The following is a 22730-nucleotide window of genomic DNA, read 5'->3' on the forward strand; positions in this document are numbered from 1 at the left end:
CATGGAGTTGCCACTTCATCTGAGCGTTGCAACGCGGTAGCAATTTGTAGCGCGATCTAAATCTGCAATCCGCGCAAAGACAATGCACTTCACGCGATCTCACCGTCGCGACACCAAGTTTGAAAGATCATTCGCGATGCGATGCGATCAGTGGGCGAATGTCATACGTGCGAGCCCGAAGACAACTGGATCGCTCTCCGCCTCGCCCATCAGGAATGCTCCATGAGTGAACGCAAACTGCATCTCAACGTGAACCTGCTCCATTCCGGGGTTTATGCATCGGCATGGCGGCTGCCGGACAGCGATCCCGGCGCGTTCTACGATGTGCAGCATTATGTGAATGTCGCGAAGATCGCTGAGCGCGGAAAATTCGACGCGATCTTTCTCGCCGACACGCCGGCCATCACCGACCGCATCGACCTGCGGCCGTTTCAATCCATGGAGCCGACCATCGTTCTGGCAAGCGTGGCTGCGGCGACCACGCATATCGGCCTGATCGCCACTGCATCCACGACCTATAACGAGCCATATAACATCGCACGGCGCTTCGCGACGCTCGACCATGCAAGTGGCGGACGCGTCGGCTGGAATGCAGTGACCACGGCGGACGCGTCTGCGAGCCGCAATTTCGGCCTCTCGAACGTGCTCGAACACGGCTTGCGCTATGAGCGCGCGAAGGAATTCGCCGAAGTCGTGCACGCGCTATGGGACAGTTGGGAAGACGATGCCTTTGTCGGCGACAAGGCGACGGCGCGTTTCGTCGATACGTCGAAGGTCCACGCCATCGATCATCGCGGCACGCATTACACCGTGGCCGGGGCCCTGACCGTGCCGCGCTCGCCGCAGGGCCGGCCGATCACCGTACAGGCCGGAGGTTCGAGCGACGGCCGCGACCTCGCCGCGGCGCAGGCCGACGCGGTGTTCACGCTGTCGCAATCGATCGAGGACGGCGTCGCCTATGCGCGCGATCTGCGGGCGCGGGCCGTCGCCTATGGCCGCCCGTCGGATTCCATCGTGATCCTGCCGGGCCTTGCGACCATCATCGGCAGCACCGAGGCCGAAGCACAGCGACGGCAGGATGAGTTGTGGGACCTGGTGCCTATCCAGTACAGCCTGTCGCGCCTGGCGGGAACACTGCATGTCTCGCCCGATATCCTCGAACTCGACAAGCCACTACCGGACATCCCACTGCCGGCCAATGCCAACCAGACGATGTTCAAGGGCACCGTCGCCATGGCCCGCAAGGATAATCTGACGGTGCGGCAACTGCTCAAGGCGCTGGGCGGCGGCGTCGGTCATCGCATCATCGTCGGAACGCCCGAGGCGATCGCCGACGATATCGAGGCCTGGTTCAGGGCCGGTGCCGCCGATGGCTTCAACCTGATGCCTGACGTACTCCCGACAGGCCTGGCCGTGTTCGTCGACGAAGTCGTCCCCCTGCTGCAAAAGCGCGGCATCTTCCGCCGCGACTACGAGGGCACCACGCTGCGCGACCACTTCGGACTCGAACGTCCGCCCAGCCGCTATGCAAAGCGTCCCGCAGCGGCCGTCACGGCGTGATAGCACCATAGGTGAATGCTCCCGTCACGATCGGCGGGAGCATTCATGGTCGCTCTAACCTGCCCTATGGCGCGTGGAACACCAGCGCGCGCAGCTCGATGCTCTCTCGCGGCGGCGCATCAGCAGGCGCGGTCGGATCGGCAAACGCCGTGTGCGGAGCGAAACGTGCGACGCCGTCTTTGGTCGAATCATAGCACTTCAGCAGCAATATCTCGTCGGGCGTCATATCCGGCACGTAGTACCAGCGATGCTGCGGATTGAATTTCACCGCGTAGGTTTCACCGATCCGGTGCTGATAGACCAGATCCGATCCGACCAGTTCGTCAAAGCGAACGGTACGCGCATCGGCGACCGCCAGCGGTGAATCCTTCAACGGGCCGCGGATCGGGCGCCACAGGTTGATGATCTGCACGCGGCCCTTGAGCAATTCTTCCGCATCCTCCGGGAGCAGATCGCGGACACGTTGCGGACCCGATCTATCGGTGTGATCGACATGCACCCGGGCGACAGGCTGGCGCGGGCCTTCGCCGCGGTCATTGACGCCATCGACGCGCTTGCGCACGGTATGATCGAAGATGAAGACGCGACTCGCGCCGGTGATGTCTTTCAGCAGCTTCTCGGCTTCGGGATAGTAGACGCCTTTGACGTTCTCATCATCGTAGAAGTCGGAGACCGCGCTGTGCTGGTGCGCCACCGCAAAGCCGTGTTCATCGAGCGACCACTGATCGATGCTCGGTCGCGCATCATGGATCGCAACCGCATGCGGCTCCGCAGTGGAGCGCGGCTCGCCGGCCGGAGGATCGAATGTATAGGTACGAGGGCGGCCATTGATCGGCGCCAGGTAGTTCAGGTCCGCGGTGACGAATGCACCGGCCGTGATCTTCTCGTTGAGCAATCCCATGATGGTTCTCCCGATTGACATGGGCTCATCACGCATTTCATGCGGCCCATTTGCTTCAATCTGATCCCGGCGACCCGCCGCGCCAATGGGACTTTTCAAATAAGAACGTCATTTCCCGGCAGCGTGAAAACAGATGATGTGATTTCAGCATTGATATCGATTGAAGATGTTTAATGTTGTGATCACGGCCATCGTGAACGACGTTCGGCATCGGTGTTCCCGCGCAAGCGGGACATCGCTTGCATCCGCAAGCAATTACGCCTCGTGACCGACGCTCCGAAAGAAGGATTGGAAGCCGTTCGGCCCAACTTTGGAATTCCCAAGCGCGCCGTGTGGAGCGTTAATGAGTGTCTTCAGGAGTCGAATTGATGCCACATCCGCCACGTCTCGCCGTCGCCATCGCAGGTGCTCTCGCGCTTGCGACGGCCGTCGAGACCTATCACGCCGCCCATCAGCCCAATCCTGACATGTCCCGGAATGCCGCAGCCACGGTGACGCCAGCCCAGCAACTCGATCGCGCCCTGCAGGCGCTCCGCCTCGATACAGTCAGAGACAACGCGTCAGCCATGTAGACGGAAGAAGGGACCAAGGCATGTATCTCGGAACGATGATCGCTTTGGTACTGGGACACGCGACGTTCCTCAGCCTGTTCGTGTGGTGGTTTCGCTAAACGGGGCTCTCGCCTTCCGGCGGGACCGCCTCGCGGTGTCAACTCAACCGCGCGAGGCCTTCAGCAAAGCTGCCTTCCCCTTTACCCGTGGAAAGATTTGCTCGGCAAAGCGCTGCATCTCGCTCTCCAATGGCTGGAATTGCAGCATGAACAACTCGATGCCGGCGGCATGGAATTCGCGAATGCGCGCGGCGACCGTATCGTAGCTTCCCACCAGACCCGCAGCGGTTCCGCCATTGGTGCCCACCCGCGGCGACTTCTGCATCGTCTGCATCATCACGACCTTGGGATCGGTATTGGCACGCTGAATGGCCTTCATCGGCGCGTCCTGCGTGGCGAGCGCCAGCAGACGCTGATGTGCCTGCTCGGCTTCTGCGTCAGTCTCACGCGCGATCACGAAGGCCGACAGGCCGAAACGCAGCGGTGCGCCGGCCCGCGGTCGTGCCGCCACATTGGCGATCAGCGCTGCCACATCGGCCAGCGGCTGGCCGTTGATGAACCAGACATCGCCATGCGCTGCCACCAGTTCGCGCGCCGGCTCCGACTCGCCGCCGACATAGATCGCAGGCCGCGCGCGGTACCGGTCCTTCGGCCGCAGCGCGTAGTCTCGGACATCGAAATTTTCGCCCTTATGCGTCATCCGTTCCCCGCCCATCAGTTGCGCGACGATCGAGATCCATTCCTTGCCATAGGCATAGCGATCGTCATGCTCGGCAAAGCCGATACCGGCCTTCTCCAGCTCGGGCTTATTCCAGGCATTGACCAGATTGAGCGCAAAGCGACCGCGGCTGATATTCTCGATCTGCAGTGCCATCTTGGCGAGTACGACCGGATGGAACAGATAGGGCTTGATCGCCGCAATGATCTCGATCCGGCTGGTCAGCGCAGCCAGCGCTGCTGCAGAACTCCAGGTCTCGAGTTGATCGAGATCTTCCTGATGCGGATTGATGGTGTGCTGCGCGATCAGGGTCGAATCGTAACCCAGCGCCTCGGCCTGCAGGACCAGCGCCTTGTTGCGCTCCCACGACGCATCATACGGCTCTTCAGGATCCTGATGCGCCGCCCGTGGCCCATGCACCGGTGCCCAGACGCCAAATCGAAGAGGATTCGTGCTCATTGTCTGCCTCATATTCACGTCGCTCTCGCTATAAGACGACCCGCACACGACAATGCAAGCACCGCCATGCACTCACGACATCGGCGGCAAAATAGCGCGGATCGAATGAGAAACTTCTTCTTCGCATGACGCATAGCACCACAAGAAAATTCCACTGCGCTTCGGGCCGATCAAATTTCAAGGCAACACGCAGCTTCATTTTCCAAAAACAAGCACTGCAAAAGATCGTTCAACTCTCAATCGCGTCGCTCGGATATCAAACTGATCTAATATCGCATGGAGAATGGTTTCGCCGAAGAAACTGAAGACGCTGCGCTTTTCGTTGCTCTATCATCGCCGCTGAATTTCAGAACTGCAGCAATGGATGGCAGGGTGAGCAACGTCGACTACGTCATTCAACAGGAGTATCGCGCGCCCGCAAGGCCGGCACCCGCGCGCCACGCTTCCGCCATTGCGAAACCCGGCCTAAAGCCAAATCTGATCGTCCTGTCCTGGATCGCGCCAGTCGTCCTCATCGTTGTATGGGAAGCGCTGGCGCAGGCCGGTTGGCTGTCGCCGCAAGTGCTTCCTGCACCTTCGAAGGTGCTACGCACGGCGTGGAAGCTGACTCTATCCGGATCGCTGCTGAACGATCTCGGCGTCAGCCTGCTGCGTGCGGCCGCCGGCTTTGCAATCGGTGGCAGCATCGGCTTCATCCTCGGCACGCTGGTAGGCTTCTCGCGCATCGCCGAAGCATTGATCGATCGCAGCGTGCAGATGATCCGTGCGATCCCGTTCCTCGCCCTCGTACCCCTCGTCATCGTCTGGTTCGGCGTCGGTGAGGGACAGAAGATCTTTCTGGTCTCGCTCGGCGTCGCCTTTCCGATCTATATCAACACCACGCTCGGCATTCGCCAGATCGATCCGAAGCTGGTCGAGCTCGGCCGCGTGCAAGGATTGTCCACGCTGCAATTGATCCGGCGCATCATCCTGCCCGGCGCGCTGCCGTCGATCCTCACCGGTGTCCGCTATTCGCTGGCAACGGCATGGCTGGCGCTTGTAGTGGCCGAGACCGTCGGCGCGCAATCAGGCCTCGGGTTCCTGGCCATGGACGCCCGCGAATTCCTGCGCACCGACGTGATCGTGCTTACCATCGTGATCTACGCGCTGATCGGTGTTGCCGCCGACTCCATCGCTCGGCTGCTCGAACGCAAATTGCTCGCCTGGCATCCGAACTACGGCAAGGGCGCGCGATCATGAGCCCGACATCCGTGACATCTAGCGAAACCGCCGTAACCGTGAGCGGCCTGACGCGCGCCTATGGTCCGCGGGTGGTGATCGACAGGCTGGATCTCCGCATCGGGCGCGGTGAATTCGTCGCACTTCTCGGTGAGAGCGGCTGCGGCAAGACGACGTTGCTGCGCGCCCTCGCCGGACTCGACCCGATCCAGGGTGGACATATCGAGGCGCCCGGGCGACCTGCCGTGGTGTTTCAGGAACATCGCCTGCTGCCCTGGGACACGCTCTGGCAGAATGTCTCGCTCGGCCTTCCCGGCACAGATCCGCGCAAGCGCGCCGCCGCTGCTCTGGTTGAGGTCGGACTCGGCGACCGGCTGGACGACTGGCCGCGCAATCTGTCCGGCGGACAGGCGCAGCGCGTCGCCCTCGCCCGCGCGCTGGTGCAGGAGCCCCGGTTGCTGTTGCTCGACGAGCCCTTCGCAGCACTGGACGCGCTGACGCGAATTCGCATGCATGTGCTGGTCAAGGAGCTCGTGGCCCGCCACCGGCCCGGCGTTCTTCTCGTTACACATGACGTCGATGAAGCAATTGCTCTGGCCGACCGAATTCTGGTGATGCGCAACGGCGTGATCGCGTCCCAGCACCGCGCCGACACGCATGGCGGGCCGGCTGCATCCCGCGATCAACTGCTTCGCGAACTCGGCGTCGCCACCAATCTCCAGGTTGCCTGATTCCACCTCACAGGAAGTTTTCTCATGTCAAACCCGTTCTTCACATCGTCACGCCGGGATTTTCTCAGTCTCGCGATGGCGGGTGTCAGCGCCTACGCCGGCATTCATCTCGCCAGCCATGACGACGCCATCGCGCAAGGCACCGGGCGAAAGACCGACAAGGTCCGTCTCACCTGGGGTTATCATGGCCTCACGCTGATCGCGAAGGAGCGCGGCGAGTTCGAGAAGGCACTCGCCCAGCATGACATCAAGGTGGAATGGCTCGGCCCATTCCCGAACCACGCGCCGACCTTACAGGCAGTGACCGGTGACAGTGCTGATTTTGGCTTTGGCGGTAGCACCACGCCCGCGCTGGCGGCCATTATCGCCGGCTCGCCGCTCGTCTTCACCCAATTCGTGCTCTACGAGCCGCGCACGACGGCGATCATCGCCAAGGATGATTCCGGCATCAACAAGGTCGAGGATCTGGTCGGCAAGTCGGTCGCGGTCAACCGGTCCGGACTTGGCGAGTTCCTGCTCATCGCAGCGCTCGAGAAACACAAGGTCGACCGCTCCAAGGTGAAATTCGTCTATCTCAACCCGCCGGACGCAGCGCCGGCGCTCGCATCCGGCAAGGTGGATGCCTGGTCGATGTGGTCGCCGGGCGTCGACATCGCGCGGCTGGACTACAAGGCTCACGACGTTTTCCTTGAGGGACGCGACCTGCCGTTCCAGATCGACTTTTCCTCTTACGTGACGTCACGCAAGTTCGCGACGGACAATCCTGCCATCGTGCGGGCGCTCAACGCGGCCTATGAGAAGGAAGCGCAGTGGGTCAACAAGAACACCACCGACGCCGAGCATCTCATCCAGAAAATCGCCAAATATGACGACCGGATTCGCGACCAGTTCATCGAGCGCAAACGCAACTACACGCTCATCCCCGTGTCGGACAAGAAATTCGTCGGAGAACTGCAAACCGCAGCGAACTGGCTGACCGAGCGAAAGGTCCTGCCCGAGTCCGTCACCGTCTCGGATCATCTGGCCAGTCTTTAAGTTTTTATCGCCGCTCGATCCCCCCACCGGAATCGCCGAGAAAGCATCCCATGAACAAGCCCACACCGCAGCACTCGTTCGACGTGTCGCAGCCGATCCGGATCGGCTCGTCCGATCTGCAACAGTTGTTTGATCACATCGCGCAGGGCGAGGCAGAGCGCGAGCACGACCGTGTTCTGCCTTACGACATCATCGAGCTGATCCGCCGATCGCGGATCGGCGCGCTCCGCATTCCCAAGGCCGATGGTGGCGGCGGCAGTACCGTACGTGAACTGCTCTCTGCCGTCATCAGGTTGGCGGAAGCCGATGCCAATGTCGCGCATATCCTGCGCAACCACTATAGCGTGGTCGAGCGCCTGCTGGCCTCGCCGCCAAGCGCGCAGAACCGCAAGTGGCGCGACGACGTCGCGGCTGGCGCCATCATTGGCCTCGCCACCACGGAGCTCGGCAGCTCGCAGGTGGGAGACATCGCTCCCGCCACTATCGTCACGCCGGATGGCGACGGCTACCGCCTTAACGGCACCAAATATTACAGCACCGGCACGCTCTATGCGGACTACGTGCTGGTGCGCGTCGCGGACGGCAATGAAACGCTCGCGACCACGATCATTCCGGTCAAGCGCGAGGGTATCGAGCTGGTCGATGACTGGGACGGTTCGGGCCAGCGCCTGACCGGAAGCGGCACCACGCATTTCCGCAACGTCCGGGTGGAAGCGGCAGAACTGATCTTCGATCAGCCAAATATCGGTTATGGGGCCGCCTATCAGAACACGTTCGCGCAACTCTATCTGACGGCCATCAATGCCGGCATCGCTGCAGCCGTCCTGCGTGACGCCAGCGACCTGATCAGGCGGCGCGCGCGCAGTTTCTATTACGCGCCCACCCTTCGCCCGCGCGAGGACCCGATCCTGCAGCAGACTATTGGCCAGATCGCAAGCAATGCGTTCGCGGCAGAAGCGACCGTGCTGGCCGCGGCCGACGCGCTTGACGTATCGAGCAAGGCCCCTGATCGGGAAGATACCAAGCCAGCGCTGGATGCTGCCCTCGCATCGTCCAAAGCAAAGATCGTCGTCGACGAACTGGCCATCCGCAGCGGCAGCCTGCTGTTCGATGCCGGCGGCGCATCCGCAACCAAGAAGTCCGACAATCTCGACCGCCACTGGCGCAATGCGCGAACGCTGTCGTCGCACAACCCGGTGACCTACAAGGCGCAGGCGATCGGTGCGTATGAGGTCAACGGCACGCCGCTGCCGGCCAAGGGCTTCTTCTAGGCCATCCGGAACGCTGCGCCGTCGTCGCGAGCGCGATACATTCACTTCATTCCCAACCTGGACACATCATGAAAGCTGCATCTCGATTTCTTATTTTCTCCCTTTCGGTGCTTGCACTGTCGTTACCCGCCCTGCAGGCCAACGCTGCCGACAAGCCGCTCAAGGTCGGCGTTTCGGCAGGGCCCTATGGTGACATTCTTCGCGAGACCGCGCGGCTTTCCGAGAAAGAGGGACTGAAGGCGGAGATCATCGAGTTCAGCGACTGGAACCAGCCCAATGCTGCGTTGCAGGCAGGCGACATCGACCTCAACAACTTCCAGCACCGCTTCTATCTCGCCAATCAATCGAAGGCGCGCGGCTACAAGCTCTCCGCCCTCGATGAATCGATCCTGGTGCCGGCCGGCGTCTTCTCCAAGAAGTACACCAAGGCCTCCGACATTCCCGACGGGGCCAAGATCGCCATCCCCAACGACCCGACCAATGCAGCGCGCGCATTGTTGCTGTTTCAGACCGCCGGACTGCTCAAGTTGAAGACCGATGCCGGCCTCTCGGCGAGCATTCTCGATGTGACGGAAAATCCGAAGAAGCTGCAGATTGTCGAAATCGACGCGGCGCAGTTGCCGCGCTCTCTCGACGATGTGGCAGCCGCCTTTGTGTCGTCCAACTACGCCTATCTCGCCGGCCTCGACCTCAACAAGGCGCTTGCGGCCGAGACCAGCGTTATCGAAGCCAAGCCATATTATACCCTCGTCTTCGTCGCGCGTGACGATCGCAAGGACGATTCGCAGATCAAGAAGTTCATCTCGATCTATCGTTCGCAGCCGGTGAAGGATTTCATCCGCACCAAATTCAACGGCTCGATCCTCGCCGCCTGGTAAATCCCAACGGGAGTGCAGCTCGCCTATCCTCCCTGACGCGATATGGCATGGCCCGACCACGGGCCGCGCCTGTTGGATAGCGACAGCGTGCCTGCGCGGCGGCTATCCAACCATCATCGCGGGCTGATCTTGCTGCGCACCGATGCCTGCGTCACGAAACTGTTGGGCGGCACGTCCTCGGTCAACCAGACATTGCCACCGATGGTGGAGCCGCTTCCAACCACGATACGGCCCAGAATGGTCGCGCCCGCATAGATGATGACATCGTCCTCGATGATCGGATGGCGCGCATTGCCCTTGATGGCCTTGCCCTCGTGATCGGTCGGGAAGTGCCGGGCTCCAAGCGTTACCGCCTGATAGATTCGGACGCGATCGCCGACGATGGCAGTTTCGCCGATCACCACGCCGGTGCCATGGTCGATGAAGATGCTGGCGCCAAGACGCGCGCCCGGGTGAATGTCGATTCCCGTTGCGCTATGCGCCAACTCGGCGATCAACCGCGCCACCATCGTTGCCCCGAGATTGTAAAGCAGGTGCGCGACGCGGTGATGGATGATCGCCACCATACCGGGATAGCCAATCAGGATTTCGGGGAAGCTCGTTGCAGCAGGATCTCCCACGAAGGCGGCCCTGAGATCGCTGACCAGCCTGCCTCGGATCTCCGGCAGCCGGGCGGCGAAGTCGCGCGTCAACGTAACGGCATCCTCAAAATGTCGCTCGGTCGGCGCGCCGTCGGAAACGAAAGTCTGCCCGCGGTAGACTTGCTCGAGCAAGCCATCCAGCGCGGCGCCCAATTTGCCTTCGACAAACGCGTCGATGCTTTCGGTGCCGAAATCGGAGCGGCCGTAATGCCGGGGAAACAATGCCTCGGTGAGGCTCTTGAGCACCTCCGCGAGGGCCTCGCGCGACGGCGCCCGTCTGCTCGGCCCACGCTGCCAGATATTATGGGCAACGTCGCGGGACTCGCGCAGCCCGGCAACGATCGTACCCAGGTCCCAAAGTGGCGCCGGACCGTCCCGATCTGTGTCTTGTTTGACGTCCTCGGCAACCCTCGACATCGCGGCTCCCCTGTTGCGATCTCATGCAGCTGCAACTGTGACTCATGAGCCTGGGACAAGGAATTCCAAAAGTGCAGCATTTTCGATATGTCCATCCTTCCTCCTCACGCGCCGACCTCACATCACGCGCCCTTCGCTTCCGATACGATCGCGATCAGGCACTGAACCAGCGTGCGCGCGGCTCCAAAGCCTGTGCACGCTGTGTGGCGGAACGATTTCACGGCGGCGGATGGCTGCTGCCGTCGCCAAACAGCCGTTCATTCGCCGCACATGCCTGCGCGCAGCATCGTCGTCATTGCGGTGCCACTAAATTTGGATGGCCATTTCATTGACGAACGAACGCCGACGTCGGATATTCCTCACACAGATTATGCACTTCGGAATGCCTGCAATGACCGCATATGAGACAACAGTAGTGAGCCAGTCGCGCAAGCGCGTGACCTGCCGCTGCGTGTCCGCGGCCACCGGCGCGTGTTGTTGATTCCGGCGTAACGACTCACACCGAACATCCCATCACTCATTGATAGGATCGCTGCCTCGGCGGCGAACAGAACGCGCATGTCCAATGCCTATGTCATCGAAGTCTTCAATCGTACTGCGGGAATCGTCGTCGCCGAAGAGCGCGGATTTCGTTTCTTTTCATCCGAGCCTGCCTTCGACACGCTCGAAGGCGACCATTTCGGATCGGCCCGTGCAGCGGAACGCGCGGCGAAGGCACTCATGGACCAGCGAAGTCACAAAGCTAGCCAATCCCGTATCGCCACGGCTCGCTGAGTTCGAGACTGTCCTCGCCCGACCAGAACGACAATCAGCGTCGAACGAACAAAATTGCCCGGCGCAGACGGCATGGAGAATATTACTCCACGCCGAAACGCCCCGACGTGCTGATCATCATTATTTCTGGCACGCGCTTGCGTAGACCGGATTTATCGCCTTGTTATCTCAAATGTTGCGTTGGAGAACGATGATGCGTGAACTATCGGCGGAAGCCCGGTTGCATAGCCGTGCGCGCGCGTCGTCGAACCGCACAGCGGTGCGCCTGCACACGGCTGCCGTTTACGGCGCATTTGCGCTGATCGCAGCCATCGTGTTCGGCGCGACATCGGTGCGCCCATTTTGACAACGGCACGGGACGGTGAGCCGCACGCAAACATGCGGTCCCATCGTCAGAGGACATCATGAGCGATCGTTCGGAGTTTCTTTGGTACATCCCGAATGACGTGAAGGCAGGTCACCGCGGCGATGTCGTCGATCCAAACCACAACAGCGTCGAGACGCTTGCCGATCAGGCGCAAGCGCTGGAACGTCACGGGTGGAAAGGCGCGCTGATCGGAACCGGCTGGGGAAGGCCGGATACATTCACCGTCGCGTCAGTGCTGACGGCCCGAACGACGCGTTTCGAGCCGCTGATAGCCATCCGTCCGGGCTATTGGCAGCCGGCGCATTTTGCATCTGCCGCAGCCACACTGGACCAATTGAGCGGTGGTCGGGTTCGCATCAACATCGTCTCCGGCAAGGACAATCTGGCGGCTTATGGGGATGACGAAGCCGACTCGTCGCAGCGATATGCGCGGACTAAGGAGTTCATGCGCATCGTCCGGCGGCTATGGACCGAAGAAAACGTCACCTATTCCGGTGCACATTTTCGCGTTTCCGACTCAACCGCCGCGCCGCGCATCATCCCGCGCGGCAATCGCCGACATCCGAAGCTGTATTTCGGCGGGGCGTCGGACGCGGCCGAGCATGTCGCCGCAACTGAAGCCGATGTCCAGCTGTTCTGGGGCGAACCGCTCGGTGACGTCAAACAGCGCATCGAACGGCTCAAGACCTTGAGTCAGCGCCTCGATCGGGACCTCCCGCCTTTGGAGTTTGGACTCAGGATCACGACGCTTGTCCGCGAGAGCTCGGCCGAAGCCTGGGCTGTGGCGGAAGCCAAGGTTGCCGATATGGCGAAGAAAGCTGGCGCGGGCTGGAACGACCACGGCCCAGCCATCGCAATCGGCCAACGGCGACTGCTCGACCTCCAGGCCCGCGGCGACGTCCTCGACGACAATCTCTATACGGCACCAGGAAAATTCGGCGCAGCCGGCGCCGGCACCACCTGGCTGGTCGGTTCGGCATCCGAAGTGGCCAGTTCGCTGCAGAAATACCGCGATCTCGGAATCAAGTATTTCATCCTGTCCGATACGCCCTATCTGGCGGAGATCGAGCGGCAAGGCAGAATACTCCTGCCTCTGCTTCGAGATTGATCGGCTTCCGCCAGAACGCTGTCCTCCCGGCGAGACAAACCAAGTCAATATCACTGCCCTTTCGCGATACTCTGGCGCGTAAATTTAATTGCGGCGGCCTGCCGTAAGTGATTGAATTTTCAGCAACTCGACTCAACTAATGATGGAGATACTTTCGCCAGCGAGGTTACTGCCATGCTTGCCGAGAAGTTTTTTCTGGTGCTCGAGACAATCAGAAGTCACGCCTCCGATGATAAGCCATCCAATGGTAGATCATCTCCAGTCGTGACTGGTCCCGTACCGCAGATCCCGATCAAACCGCCAAGCGAAAAGCAAATTAAGGCCGCCAGCTGAGGCAGCGTTTTGCTTTTCACGAATGTGGGCGTTCGCACCATTCGAACAGCCCTGAGTCCCGCTGGTCCCGATCGATCCGGAAATTTCCGTCGTAATTTACCGCGTCATTCCATCGCCATCTTGGGCATGTCTTGCTAGTGTCATAAAATATGATGCGTGCTTCCGATGGAGTTACCATTGAACGCCCAGCAGCCAATCGTGCCCGATTCTGCTGGCGTAGCAATTGCTGTACGACCGGGTGAACAGGCGGAAATCGAACTTAAGCTGCTGGCGCCGCAGGCTATCCTGGAAAAACTGCGCGAGATGCCCGTCATCGTGCAGCATGCGCGCAATCGCGGCGTGGTCCGCCGGCTGGAGACAATTTATTACGACACACCCGAGGGGGCGCTGTTTCAACGCGGCATGTCGCTGCGCGTGCGACGCAGCGGCAAGCATTTCATTCAGACATTGAAGCTTCTGCCCGACATCGGGCGGCCGTTGGCGCGACGACAGTGGGAAACATCGGTTGACGGTATGACTCCCGATCTGGCGCGGCTTCCTGTCGCCGAGATCGGAGATCCGGTGACGACGCTTACGCTCGATGCGCTCGTGCCGGCGTTTGCGACAAGAGTTCGCCGGCATGCACGGCAGCTCGATCTGCCTGATGCGTCAGTTGAAGTCGCCTTCGACGTGGGGACTATCGAGGCCGGTACGCGTCAAGAAGTCCTGTCCGAGATCGAGCTCGAATTGAAGAGCGGCAACGCCGGCGCGCTGTTTGATCTCGGAACGCAGTTGCTCGATGCCGCGCCGCTGCAGGTCGGCACACGGAGCAAGGCGGAACGCGGCTATGCGCTGGCGTTCGACGTCGTGCAACCGGCGGTGAAAGCCGAACCCGTCAACATTACTGCCGAGCACGCGGTTGACGACGTCATTGCGCTGCTGGGGGGCGCCTGCTGGCATCATCTCCTGCGCAATCATGCGGTGGCAAAGGAAGGATCCGACCCCGAAGGCGTGCACCAGATGCGCATCGCTCTGCGCCGTCTGCGCACGATCTGTGCGCTATTCCGGCGCGAGATTCCATCGCCCTCGTTCGAGGCGATCAACAGCGAAGCGAGATGGCTGATGCGACAGCTCGGCCGAACCCGCGATTGGGACGTTTTCGCCACCACGATCGTTTCTCGCGTGGCGACGACCACGCCGGAGGTCGACTTCGGCGGCTTGCGCGAGGCAATCGAGCGGCAGCGCAAGTCGAGCTATGGCAGCCTGCAGGCGGTTCTCGACGATCCGCGCTACAGCCGTTTTCTGCTTTCGCTCGGGCACTGGGTCGAGCGCCGCAGCTGGCGCAACGATATCGACAGCGATGCGCTGGCTGTCCTGTCGCAGCCGATGCCGGCGCTCGCCGACAAAATTCTGGCGCGACAGCAGCGCAAGGTGCGCAAGCGTGGCACGCACTTCCGGCAGCTCGACACCGCTGCGCGGCACAGTCTCAGGATCCAGCTCAAGAGGCTGCGCTATGCGGCGGAATTCTTCTTGCCACTTTACACCGGCCATGCGCCCGCCAAGCGCTACGTGGCTCGGCTCGCCACGCTCCAAAAGAATCTGGGACGCGTCTGCGACATCGCAAGTATCCGCGGATTGCTCGGTTCCGTCAGGCAGGACGATCAGGCCGCGCTTCACCTCGCCATCGGCACGATCACCGGCTGGCAGGCCCGCGACGAGATTGCGGCCGCGAAAACGCTGCGCAAGAAATGGCGGCGCTTCAGGGCGACGCCGGCATTCTGGGGCCGGTAAAGTCGTCGCGCTTATCTACGGACGTGACAGCGCGCACCTAAAATTGTGCGACAAACGGTGATTTTCGACCGAAACCAGACCCGCAGCAGTCAACGCCGCCGCTGTCCGGATTCGCGATTTATCTCTGAATTAGCCGAAAAATGGCGCTCCGTAAGGGATACCAGCGGCCGGATAGAGACCAATTTCGCTAATAGAATCAATAGGCAAGGCTGCCGCATGGCGGGCGTGTAGGACGTCATGTAGGACGCCTGAAAAACCGCTTTGTTCTGCCCCCGTTTACGGTCTGGGACAGTGTCTCAGTTTGAAAACTGAACTTTTACTTGGGACTTGGAGGTATTGACCTGCTTCCGGCTTTTGAGAATGTCAGCTAACTAAGTCGCCTTAACCAGAACTGGCTTTTTGCCTAATGTCGCGTCGCCTGTCGCCGCGTCCGCTCGATCCCGTTGTTGATTTCGCCATGGCAGGCTTCGACGGCCAGCTCCCGCGAGCGAAACTTCACCGGCCCCCGCACCGTGCGGTTGCCAGGATAGATGTTCCAGCGCCAAAGGCCCGGCTCGACCTCTTTGACATCATACTCGACCGTTCGATGCAGCATTCCGCGCGCCCAGTTCCCTAGCGAAGTATAGTACCGTCAAGGACTGCATTGGCTCTGCTTTGATCGGTCCGCTACACGACGCAGGCCTCTGAGGCTCAGGCCCTTCTGTTCGAGCCAGAGCAATGCATGCGCGATCTGTCGAAGCTCGTTACGGTCCGGACCTACCGGAAGTCTTCTCGCCCGCCGAAGTACTTCCGCGGCCTGGCGACGCATAGGCGAAGCGGAGCTCCCCGACCTATCGAGCTCTTCTTCTATCTCCAATACGAGCTGGCGAACCTTGGCAACTTCTATCTGATTCAGCGCCTCGCAGATCAGACGTTGGTAGTTGAGAACTACTTGTTCGACGTCGATCTCGTCTTCGACAATTGTCGCTCTTTCCAGCATCCGCGCCTCCTTGTGCACGAGGACGGTAAGAAAAATACAATTGAAGAGTTTGCGCAATCTCCAAAGTTATAAGACGGCTGATAAAAATGCTCAGCCTAATAAGAAAGTTCCTCATTCCCGTTTCTTCTTAAACGGCACCACCTGCCCCGGCCCCGGACGCTGTGGCAGCACTGGCTGTTTGGGCTTCGGCGGATCGTCAGGAAAGGAGCGCTTCCAGCGATAGGCAGCGTATCCGTAAAAGTAGTCCCACCAAGTTTCAGTAACGCTGGTGCCCACGGCATAGGATCTGGCTCTCCGTCATCGTCGTCCTCAGGGATCGCGATCGGGATCGGTATGGCCGGGCTCGCCCACATGATTCCACCAGGGCCCATGCGCGTATACTCGCATTCATCGGGCTCGGTGCATTCGTCAACGATGTCGATGAGCTGAATGATATTATCGGCAGAGAAGACCCCGACGAGATCGCGGGTCTCGATTATTCGAACGAGATAGGTTGGCATGCCATCTTACCGGCCCCGGTAAGTTGTCCCCAGAGGCAGCTTAAGACAAGAATCTTCGCAGGTCACGCGCGGTCCAATCTCAGTCATGAAAGCTGACCCACTAAGCTCTCACCCAATGAGAAAACGGTCTCGGAATTTAGTAGATCGCGACATATGTGATCTGCTCATTCTACCGGAGGGGAAAAGGTCTTTTAGTACCAATCAATTTTGAGTAGTTCCGGTAACCGCCGTGCGAAAATGCCGGCGGTTTTTTATGCGCGAACTCCGCGGCGATTTCGGACAAGCTAATGCGAACGAGAACGCGGCGCCCATCCCCCGTGACGCCATGCTCCGCCTTTAACCCTGAGCCTCGCGAGGCGTTTCATTCTCATTGGCGATGGCGTCTCTAATCATTCGGTTCACAGCAGGGCTCTTAACCCCAAGCCGTTCTGCGATCAGGGACGAAAGAACCCCCGACCGATGTAACTCAAGAGCCTTGCGGCAGCGTGCCTGATAGTCTTTCACGTCGTATTCCCAGTCTCGTTGGAGCGGTCACGGCCGCCCCTCAGATGGGGGAATACTCTATAAGCTTGCCCGGGAAAGTCCTGTGCACTTTGTGCCAAAAACAGGCGCGCTCAAATACTACCTACTGCTCAATAAACCAGTAGGAGGACCAAAACCACGAATGTTGTAATCAGCCCGGCTATGCCGAACGAGAGAAGGACTCGGTAGAGCCTGTCTTCCCTTGTGCTCCCACGCCAATTCGCGCCTATTGTTCCGCCTGCCATGCGAGAGCCGATGGAGCAAGTAAAGGCGAAGGCATGGGTTCGCGATCGATCGGCCCATTCCATCAGGGGCGAAAAACATCCTGTACCCTTCGCTCAGGATGTAGGTCGGTCTTGTCTTTCGTCATTTTCTCGATCAGCCCGGTGATTGCGTTCCGGGCAAGCTGATCCGTGAGGACTACTGACATCCGCCGATAGTTTGCAATCTTGAAATCTAGCTCGGTACACTTTTCACACATGGCTCACCGCGAGATCAGGCGGGAGCGTAGAGCACTCTCAGTCACCGATGATTGCCGAGGAACGGGCGATGATTAGAAGACTTTACACCTGTCGCCCGGTTCCAGATATAGGAACGCATGGGCTGCTACCATTTTCGCACAGACACTACTTGGGCGGCTGCAACTCACCCTTTAACCAACCTACCACTTGATCTGTTTTAAGCGGGTCAGGTCGGTCGCAATTGAAGCATTGAAACGCGCGCGGCCCTTTGCCGCCCGGCGGCAGCGCCAAAATCAGATGAGCCCCGCATTGGGGACAGGCCGGTCGTTCCGCTTGACCCATGGACAGATTTTGCCGCCGGTTGGGAACTTCGTCAATTTCAAATTAGGTCCCGCCGAAGCCAACCAGATCACTGCGGCCGGAAACAAGCCACTACCCTGAGGCGGCCTTACTTCGCATTTCAATCTTTCGGCGATTCACGGAATCCAACGCAAAGACTATGAGGCTTCGCGTGAAAATATTGCGCGTCACCGGTGATCGTGCCGGCCATTTCGTCGATTGTTTTTGCAAAGCGCGAGCAAAAACCGAGCGCGGGTTGTCATAGATCGCACCATATGTGTGCGGTCGAAGTTGGCGCATCAACTCCAGCATTATTACGTCGTGCGGATGTGGCTTGGCCGCTTCTTCCTCTCGGCGGCGCCGGCGCTTGTCCCGCGACCACTGCGAAATCATTTCGTCTCTCTATAATTCTCTGGTCGCCAAAGATGCGTGTGCACCCACCTACCCATGAACGCATTACGCAGCGTTTCTGCATCTCGATGATAGGTGAAGCAGAAAACAACCCATCGCGTGCCTTCATGCATCACGCTCGCGCCAAGCACACGCAGCGACAAGTGCTTCCGTGAACAGAAGCTCGTCGCCTCGATGTAAGTCTCGTCATCGTCAGGAATAGCGACCTGAAACGGCCAATTGCCGTAGGTCTCCACCATGTCCCAAATAAGAACATTTAGAGAACATCGTCAAGTCTTGACCGACGAGTTTGAAATCGGATCGAACGGCAGCATGAGCAAGCCGTCCGAGAAATACGCCCAAGATCGTCCCTACGCAAAGCCTGAAGCTGCAGCAGCCAGACTGCTTGAGATCGCCAAGACGCTCCGCATCGACGAAGGCCGGATGTCGATCGGGGAATGGAACGGCACGTTCCTGCGCGGCGGAGGAAACGTCGCCGAATACACCATAGGCCGTGACAAGCTGGTCGCCGACGGCATCATCCAGATTCACGAGTGCGGAGGATTTATTATGTGGAAGACGGCGCCTGTAGCCGGCGAGCGGTCGGGAACCCAACCGATACCTTGAGAGTTTTAACGATACTCTGTGCCTTGTTGCGTAACAGCTCTAGTACGAGTATCGGCCATGCGACGCACCCGAACCCTACCCTGTCCAAATTGCGGAGCCGCCACCTATTGGATCAGATGCTCCCTCCCCGAAAATGGCTTCGTTACGCACACCTACGAGTGCCCAAAGTGCAGCTTCATCCATGCCGCTGTTGAGCCAGATTCAGTGGTTCAAGCAAAGGGCTGGTTGAAGGGCGAACTCCGACCGCCGGAGAATTAGCCGTGGTCAGGCGCCTGCTTGCGAAACGATGGGACACAGAAGACGTCGCCAGGCTGAAAGACCTGGCCGACAACGGAGCGTCTGCTCTGCGAGCAGCAGCCGCGCTCGGGCGACCTGTCCTGGCAGTAAAACGGAAGGCGCACGATCTTGGCATTCCATTGGCTAGCGTCCGCAAGCTAACAGCGGAGTTGCGGCGCGATCGAGGAACGTCGACGCCGATAGGCGACTGAGAGCTTTGCGAAAGGTCGAAGCTACGGCCACGAATGCGCCAATGATGATGAGGCCAAGGATCACGCAGCTTCATTCCGCGCTGGGTCCGGAACGAATCACGTGCACCAGTTTTGAATCCCAGTGATCAGTTGCGTTGGGAGTTACCTATGGGACAGGCGTGGACACCGTTGATCGCGCCACATGGTTTCGATGAAACGGTCTACCTTGTGATGGACTGCTTCGGTCGCCGGGGTTGTGTATGGCGCGAAGCTGAGGTTCAGCACACCGATCTGGAAGCCGTCATTACCGACCTCATGGCCGGTCAGTATAGCGATCCGCAGCACGTGATAGCGCTCAACACTGCAGAAGGCTGGGCCCGCGATGTCTCGGTTGATGTCGCTCGAGAGATCCAGGAACGCGCCGATCTCGCCTATGAGGACATACCATCGTCGCTTGAGGAGTTCGTTAGCTATTATGTTGCGCCGCGCGGGAGAGGCGAACGTGAGCCCGCGGTGCTGCCTGATGATGCCAAGCTGGTGAGGGATCGATGAACACGCCTGACGTCGATACTGCATTACGCGCGCTTGAAGATGCCAGGCGCATTCTCGGGCAGTACATTAATCCCGGCCCACGAGATCCGGAGGGCACATTGGAGCGCTTAATGTCCGTTCTCGATCGCGACGATTTGGTGAAAGCCCTTGACCGCATCAATCGAAGGCGAGTGATCAGGCTGGTGGAATAAAGTAAGCCCGATATCATTACAGGTGGGGCTTTATAATACCAATATTTGAACAAGTAGACGACGGCAGATACCCAAACGGAACCTTTCAACAATTCCGCTTATTATCCGAGCGTTCTGCATCATATGCGAACAGGAGGGTATTATGAAAAAATTTCTGATAGCAACCGCAGTATCCACTTTCGCCGCGACTTCGGCATTTGGCCAAGCAGCCGTCGTTTCGACCGAGTATTATGTTGTCCGTGATGCGACTACCAAGAAGTGCACCATCGTCGACAAGAAGCCGACCACAACCACCACGACGATCGTTGACAATGGTATCTTCAAGACCAGGGCTGAAGCCGAGACCGGCATGAAGACCATCAAGGTGTGCACTGAGAACTAACTTTCTCTGCGCTTCTGCCGCCCAACTCGAGCGGCAGAAGCTCGACCTGCCCGGCATTCGAGGAACATTGCTCACGCGATTTAGTTATTTAAAAAGCCGGATACCGTTCCCCCAAGATCACATCAAAATCCGGTCAGGCCCGACGGCATTGCCCCCGATGACGTCGGGCCGTCTGCTGGAAAAGAAGACCTGATCGACGCGTCTCCCGCCCCCTTCTTTTCCGGGCTGAATATATCGTCGCAGCACCAGAACGTTTGGACGTTGGTTACGGTTAACTCCGTCATCGAGTCATCGTAGCAACATTCTAGACATTTCGTCTCTGACCGCTTGCCGCAGAGGCAATACCCTGACTATGTCAGCTATCAGGTCCATCATTTCAACCGGTGATCAGCACTACGAAGGCGCAACTCGCCACCTCGCGCTTCGCACGAACCATGGAATTTTCGTTCAAGAAACAAAATATAAGGCGCTGGCATTCGCACACGCAGAGCGCGAAAGTTCATAGCTGAAAAACTACAAGAAAATCACAGGTAAGACTTGATGAACTCTCTCGACCAAGCGCCTTTACTTCGAACCGACGCTCGCATCATCGCCGAAGACGACACGCACGCGGCCAAGCGCACACGGACATCAGCCCCTATGGACCTTCCCAGTCGGAATCCTGCTCGCAGATGATGCCGACAATGCCGATGGCCGGAAATTCCAAGACCGGCCTATTTCGTCTGGTCAAGAAATCGGCGAGCGACAAAGAGCGTGCTCACTCTGCGAAAGCGACGCTCAGCAGCGAGCTATGCAGCGCGGCTAGCTGTTGCGCTGAAGATCGTTCTGCCGAAGGAACGAGAGGCCATGCACCGTAAGACGGTGATGATCGGTCTCCCCCTCACTGTGTAGTTGGTCAAGATGCTGGGAAAGCTGGGCGCGGACGCCCGGTGCTTCCGAATGTCCTGAGAGGGCGCCATAAATATCGATGGCGCGGTCGACGGCCGGGATGTTCATGGCGAGCTTTCTGATGGCCACAGCCACCGTTCACCGTCGCCATGTGCGACAGTTGTAGGATTAAAGTCCCGTACTTTCGATCGTTCCCGACGTTTCTCAATTCTCGGTCGTATCCAAGGAGGATCTCACTGCATGGTGGATCGAGTTGGCATTCAGCCAGTCCTCGTTGTCTGCAGCTGAGATCCAGTAGTGTGCCATCTGTAAAAGCCGGAGAGCTTCAGCCTGGTCCGTGGCTTCTTTTGCCTGTCTCGCTGCATCGGATGCCATCAACCGAAACGACGTACCTTGGCGCATTTTCGCTCTCCATTTCAGCGAAAACATAAGCCACTGTTGCGCTAAAGGTTTCTTCGACGGGTGGGAGGACTTACGTAGTCCGGCTCCAGTGACGGAGCCGGACATTTAGCCTTAGAGATCTTGCTCTGCTTCGACGTTGACGACAGATTTGGCCAGCGCGGTCAACGCAACGTCGGTGGCCTTCTCTTCCTTCAACGTGGCATCGAGAAGCGAGACAGCTTCAGGCATCCCCAGCTCCTTCGCCCAGGTCGCCAGCGTGCCGTAGCGGGAGATCTCATAGTGCTCCACCGCCTGTGCCGCGGCAGCAAGACCGGCATCGAGAGCAGGCATGCCCTTGTATTCGGTCATGATCTCTGCGCCTTCCTTGGTAATACCCATGATGGCTTCACACTTCTTGGCGGTCGACTTCTTGCCGAATATCTTGAACACGCCTTCGAGCCGCTTAATCTGACCAACGGTCTCCTTCTGATGCTTCAGAAAGGCGGCCTTGAGTTCTTTCGATTGTGCGGCTTTTGCCATCTTCGGCAGCGTGGCGAGAATCTTCTTCTCGGCGAAATAGACATCCTTGAGCGTGTCATGGAAAAGGTCGGCAAGAAGCTTTGGCTTTTTGGCCATGGGAAATTTCCTCCAGTAGCCCCGGTGAGCTGGGGCGGCTTATCACGCCAGCCCAACAGACCGCTGGAACTTAAGTTCCGATGAGGAGCTGCGCTCTTCTTTCCAAAACGCGATGGCCTCTGTTCAGTTGCCCTTTATAGCGCCCAACGAAAAAGGCCCCCGGGAGGGAGCCTTTTGATTTGAAGAGCAACGCGTTCAGCGATGGCCGTGGTGGATTCCACGATGCATGTGACCATGACCGCGCTTCACGATAACAACCTTGTTGGCACGATGACCGCGATGGTAGCCGCCGTGATGGCCGCCGCCATGCCGAACCACTACGGTCTGAGCATCAGCCTGTGAAGTAGCGGCAGGAACAGCGATGCCGATGGTAGCGAAGGCAGCGATAGCCAAAAGAACTTTGCGCATTATCTTCTCCTTTGAATGAGCGGAGATTGAATGCGCGACTGTAGGGCCCGTTCCGTCGTCTCAGGATAAATTTCCTGAATGATTGTTCAGGAAACGCCCTCAAACCTGCTCTTGCCTGCGCCGTAGCGTCTCCACTGCCGCCATCCCCGCGGACACCAAGCCGCCGAACGTGCGCTCACCCGCATTCACGCGCTTCAGTATTTTCTTGGCGACGAA

At 59.2% G+C, this 22730-nt stretch carries 23 protein-coding genes; 16 read left to right on the forward strand and 7 right to left on the reverse strand.

What is annotated here, in order from left to right; translation table 11 throughout:
- Positions 1-222 precede the first annotated feature (222 nt).
- Positions 223-1560, forward strand: coding sequence for an LLM class flavin-dependent oxidoreductase (locus tag CHC01_RS30470; RefSeq protein ID WP_089268109.1), 1338 nt, complete (start codon positions 223-225; stop codon positions 1558-1560).
- A 64-nt stretch (positions 1561-1624) separates the two neighbouring features.
- Here CHC01_RS30470 and CHC01_RS30475 read toward each other — a convergent pair whose 3' ends face one another.
- Positions 1625-2461, reverse strand: a complete 837-nt coding sequence (locus tag CHC01_RS30475; RefSeq protein ID WP_089268079.1) for a CmcJ/NvfI family oxidoreductase — start codon at positions 2459-2461, stop codon at positions 1625-1627.
- Positions 2462-2829: 368 nt separating this feature from the next.
- On the opposite strand from CHC01_RS30475, the gene CHC01_RS30480 reads away from it, so the two are divergent.
- Positions 2830-3033 carry a hypothetical protein gene (locus tag CHC01_RS30480; protein WP_089268080.1) on the forward strand — a complete coding sequence of 68 codons (204 nt, stop codon included), beginning with the start codon at positions 2830-2832 and terminating at the stop codon, positions 3031-3033.
- A 141-nt stretch (positions 3034-3174) separates the two neighbouring features.
- On the opposite strand, the gene CHC01_RS30485 is transcribed toward CHC01_RS30480, so the two are convergent.
- Positions 3175-4248: an LLM class flavin-dependent oxidoreductase gene (locus CHC01_RS30485; RefSeq protein WP_089268081.1), complete on the reverse strand. Its 1074-nt coding sequence runs from the start codon at positions 4246-4248 to the stop codon at positions 3175-3177.
- A 450-nt stretch (positions 4249-4698) separates the two neighbouring features.
- Between CHC01_RS30485 and CHC01_RS30490 the strand changes: the two genes are divergently transcribed.
- The 5 genes from CHC01_RS30490 (at position 4699) to CHC01_RS30510 (ending at position 9381) form a co-directional block, all read left to right on the forward strand.
- On the forward strand, positions 4699-5487 hold the full coding sequence (locus tag CHC01_RS30490; protein WP_244558582.1) for an ABC transporter permease subunit: 789 nt from the start codon (positions 4699-4701) through the stop codon (positions 5485-5487).
- A complete protein-coding gene (locus CHC01_RS30495) occupies positions 5484-6197 on the forward strand; it encodes an ABC transporter ATP-binding protein (protein WP_089268082.1) in 714 nt (237 codons plus the stop codon). Before CHC01_RS30490 ends, CHC01_RS30495 begins: the two co-directional genes overlap by 4 nt.
- A 24-nt stretch (positions 6198-6221) precedes the next feature.
- A complete protein-coding gene (locus CHC01_RS30500) occupies positions 6222-7232 on the forward strand; it encodes an NrtA/SsuA/CpmA family ABC transporter substrate-binding protein (RefSeq protein WP_089268083.1) in 1011 nt (336 codons plus the stop codon).
- 50 nt (positions 7233-7282) lie between these two features.
- Positions 7283-8503, forward strand: coding sequence for an acyl-CoA dehydrogenase family protein (locus CHC01_RS30505; protein WP_089268084.1), 1221 nt, complete (start codon positions 7283-7285; stop codon positions 8501-8503).
- A gap of 68 nt (positions 8504-8571) precedes the next feature.
- Entirely contained in the window at positions 8572-9381 is an 810-nt protein-coding gene (locus CHC01_RS30510) for a MetQ/NlpA family ABC transporter substrate-binding protein (RefSeq protein ID WP_089268085.1), read from the forward strand.
- 113 nt (positions 9382-9494) lie between these two features.
- Here CHC01_RS30510 and epsC read toward each other — a convergent pair whose 3' ends face one another.
- On the reverse strand, positions 9495-10439 hold the full coding sequence (epsC, locus tag CHC01_RS30515; RefSeq protein WP_089268086.1) for a serine O-acetyltransferase EpsC: 945 nt from the start codon (positions 10437-10439) through the stop codon (positions 9495-9497).
- 558 nt (positions 10440-10997) lie between these two features.
- Between epsC and CHC01_RS30520 the strand changes: the two genes are divergently transcribed.
- The 4 genes from CHC01_RS30520 to CHC01_RS30535 all read left to right on the forward strand — a co-directional run bounded on the left by CHC01_RS30520 (position 10998) and on the right by CHC01_RS30535 (position 14791).
- A complete protein-coding gene (locus CHC01_RS30520; protein ID WP_068738647.1) occupies positions 10998-11213 on the forward strand; it encodes a hypothetical protein in 216 nt (71 codons plus the stop codon).
- Between the two features lie 193 nt (positions 11214-11406).
- Complete coding sequence (locus tag CHC01_RS32815) at positions 11407-11559, forward strand: hypothetical protein (protein WP_089268111.1); 153 nt, start codon at positions 11407-11409, stop codon at positions 11557-11559.
- 58 nt (positions 11560-11617) lie between these two features.
- Positions 11618-12688 carry an LLM class flavin-dependent oxidoreductase gene (locus tag CHC01_RS30530; RefSeq protein WP_089268087.1) on the forward strand — a complete coding sequence of 357 codons (1071 nt, stop codon included), beginning with the start codon at positions 11618-11620 and terminating at the stop codon, positions 12686-12688.
- Positions 12689-13219: 531 nt separating this feature from the next.
- Entirely contained in the window at positions 13220-14791 is a 1572-nt protein-coding gene (locus tag CHC01_RS30535) for a CYTH and CHAD domain-containing protein (RefSeq protein ID WP_176454759.1), read from the forward strand.
- Between the two features lie 403 nt (positions 14792-15194).
- Here CHC01_RS30535 and CHC01_RS30540 read toward each other — a convergent pair whose 3' ends face one another.
- On the reverse strand, positions 15195-15386 hold the full coding sequence (locus tag CHC01_RS30540) for a hypothetical protein (RefSeq protein WP_089268089.1): 192 nt from the start codon (positions 15384-15386) through the stop codon (positions 15195-15197).
- Between the two features lie 126 nt (positions 15387-15512).
- On the opposite strand from CHC01_RS30540, the gene CHC01_RS30545 reads away from it, so the two are divergent.
- The 5 genes from CHC01_RS30545 (at position 15513) to CHC01_RS30580 (ending at position 20201) form a co-directional block, all read left to right on the forward strand.
- Positions 15513-15842, forward strand: coding sequence for a hypothetical protein (locus CHC01_RS30545; RefSeq protein WP_068738654.1), 330 nt, complete (start codon positions 15513-15515; stop codon positions 15840-15842).
- Between the two features lie 2473 nt (positions 15843-18315).
- Complete coding sequence (locus CHC01_RS30565; RefSeq protein ID WP_141137209.1) at positions 18316-18609, forward strand: hypothetical protein; 294 nt, start codon at positions 18316-18318, stop codon at positions 18607-18609.
- A gap of 635 nt (positions 18610-19244) precedes the next feature.
- Positions 19245-19628 carry a hypothetical protein gene (locus CHC01_RS30570; protein ID WP_176454760.1) on the forward strand — a complete coding sequence of 128 codons (384 nt, stop codon included), beginning with the start codon at positions 19245-19247 and terminating at the stop codon, positions 19626-19628.
- The gene (locus CHC01_RS30575; protein WP_068738664.1) at positions 19625-19819 is read left to right on the forward strand and encodes a hypothetical protein; all 195 of its coding nucleotides are present in this window, start codon (positions 19625-19627) and stop codon (positions 19817-19819) included. The genes CHC01_RS30570 and CHC01_RS30575 overlap by 4 nt, the downstream gene beginning before the upstream one ends.
- Positions 19820-19961: 142 nt before the next feature.
- Positions 19962-20201, forward strand: coding sequence for a hypothetical protein (locus CHC01_RS30580; RefSeq protein ID WP_068738667.1), 240 nt, complete (start codon positions 19962-19964; stop codon positions 20199-20201).
- Between the two features lie 801 nt (positions 20202-21002).
- On the opposite strand, the gene CHC01_RS30585 is transcribed toward CHC01_RS30580, so the two are convergent.
- The 3 genes from CHC01_RS30585 to CHC01_RS32135 all read right to left on the reverse strand — a co-directional run bounded on the left by CHC01_RS30585 (position 21003) and on the right by CHC01_RS32135 (position 22514).
- The gene (locus tag CHC01_RS30585; RefSeq protein WP_089268093.1) at positions 21003-21197 is read right to left on the reverse strand and encodes a hypothetical protein; all 195 of its coding nucleotides are present in this window, start codon (positions 21195-21197) and stop codon (positions 21003-21005) included.
- A gap of 405 nt (positions 21198-21602) precedes the next feature.
- Positions 21603-22106: a YciE/YciF ferroxidase family protein gene (locus CHC01_RS30595; protein WP_089268095.1), complete on the reverse strand. Its 504-nt coding sequence runs from the start codon at positions 22104-22106 to the stop codon at positions 21603-21605.
- A gap of 195 nt (positions 22107-22301) precedes the next feature.
- Complete coding sequence (locus CHC01_RS32135) at positions 22302-22514, reverse strand: hypothetical protein (protein ID WP_141137210.1); 213 nt, start codon at positions 22512-22514, stop codon at positions 22302-22304.
- Positions 22515-22730: the final 216 nt, after the last annotated feature.

The organism is Tardiphaga sp. OK246 (genome assembly GCF_900188215.1).
GTDB classification, from domain to species: Bacteria; Pseudomonadota; Alphaproteobacteria; order Rhizobiales; family Xanthobacteraceae; genus Tardiphaga; species Tardiphaga robiniae.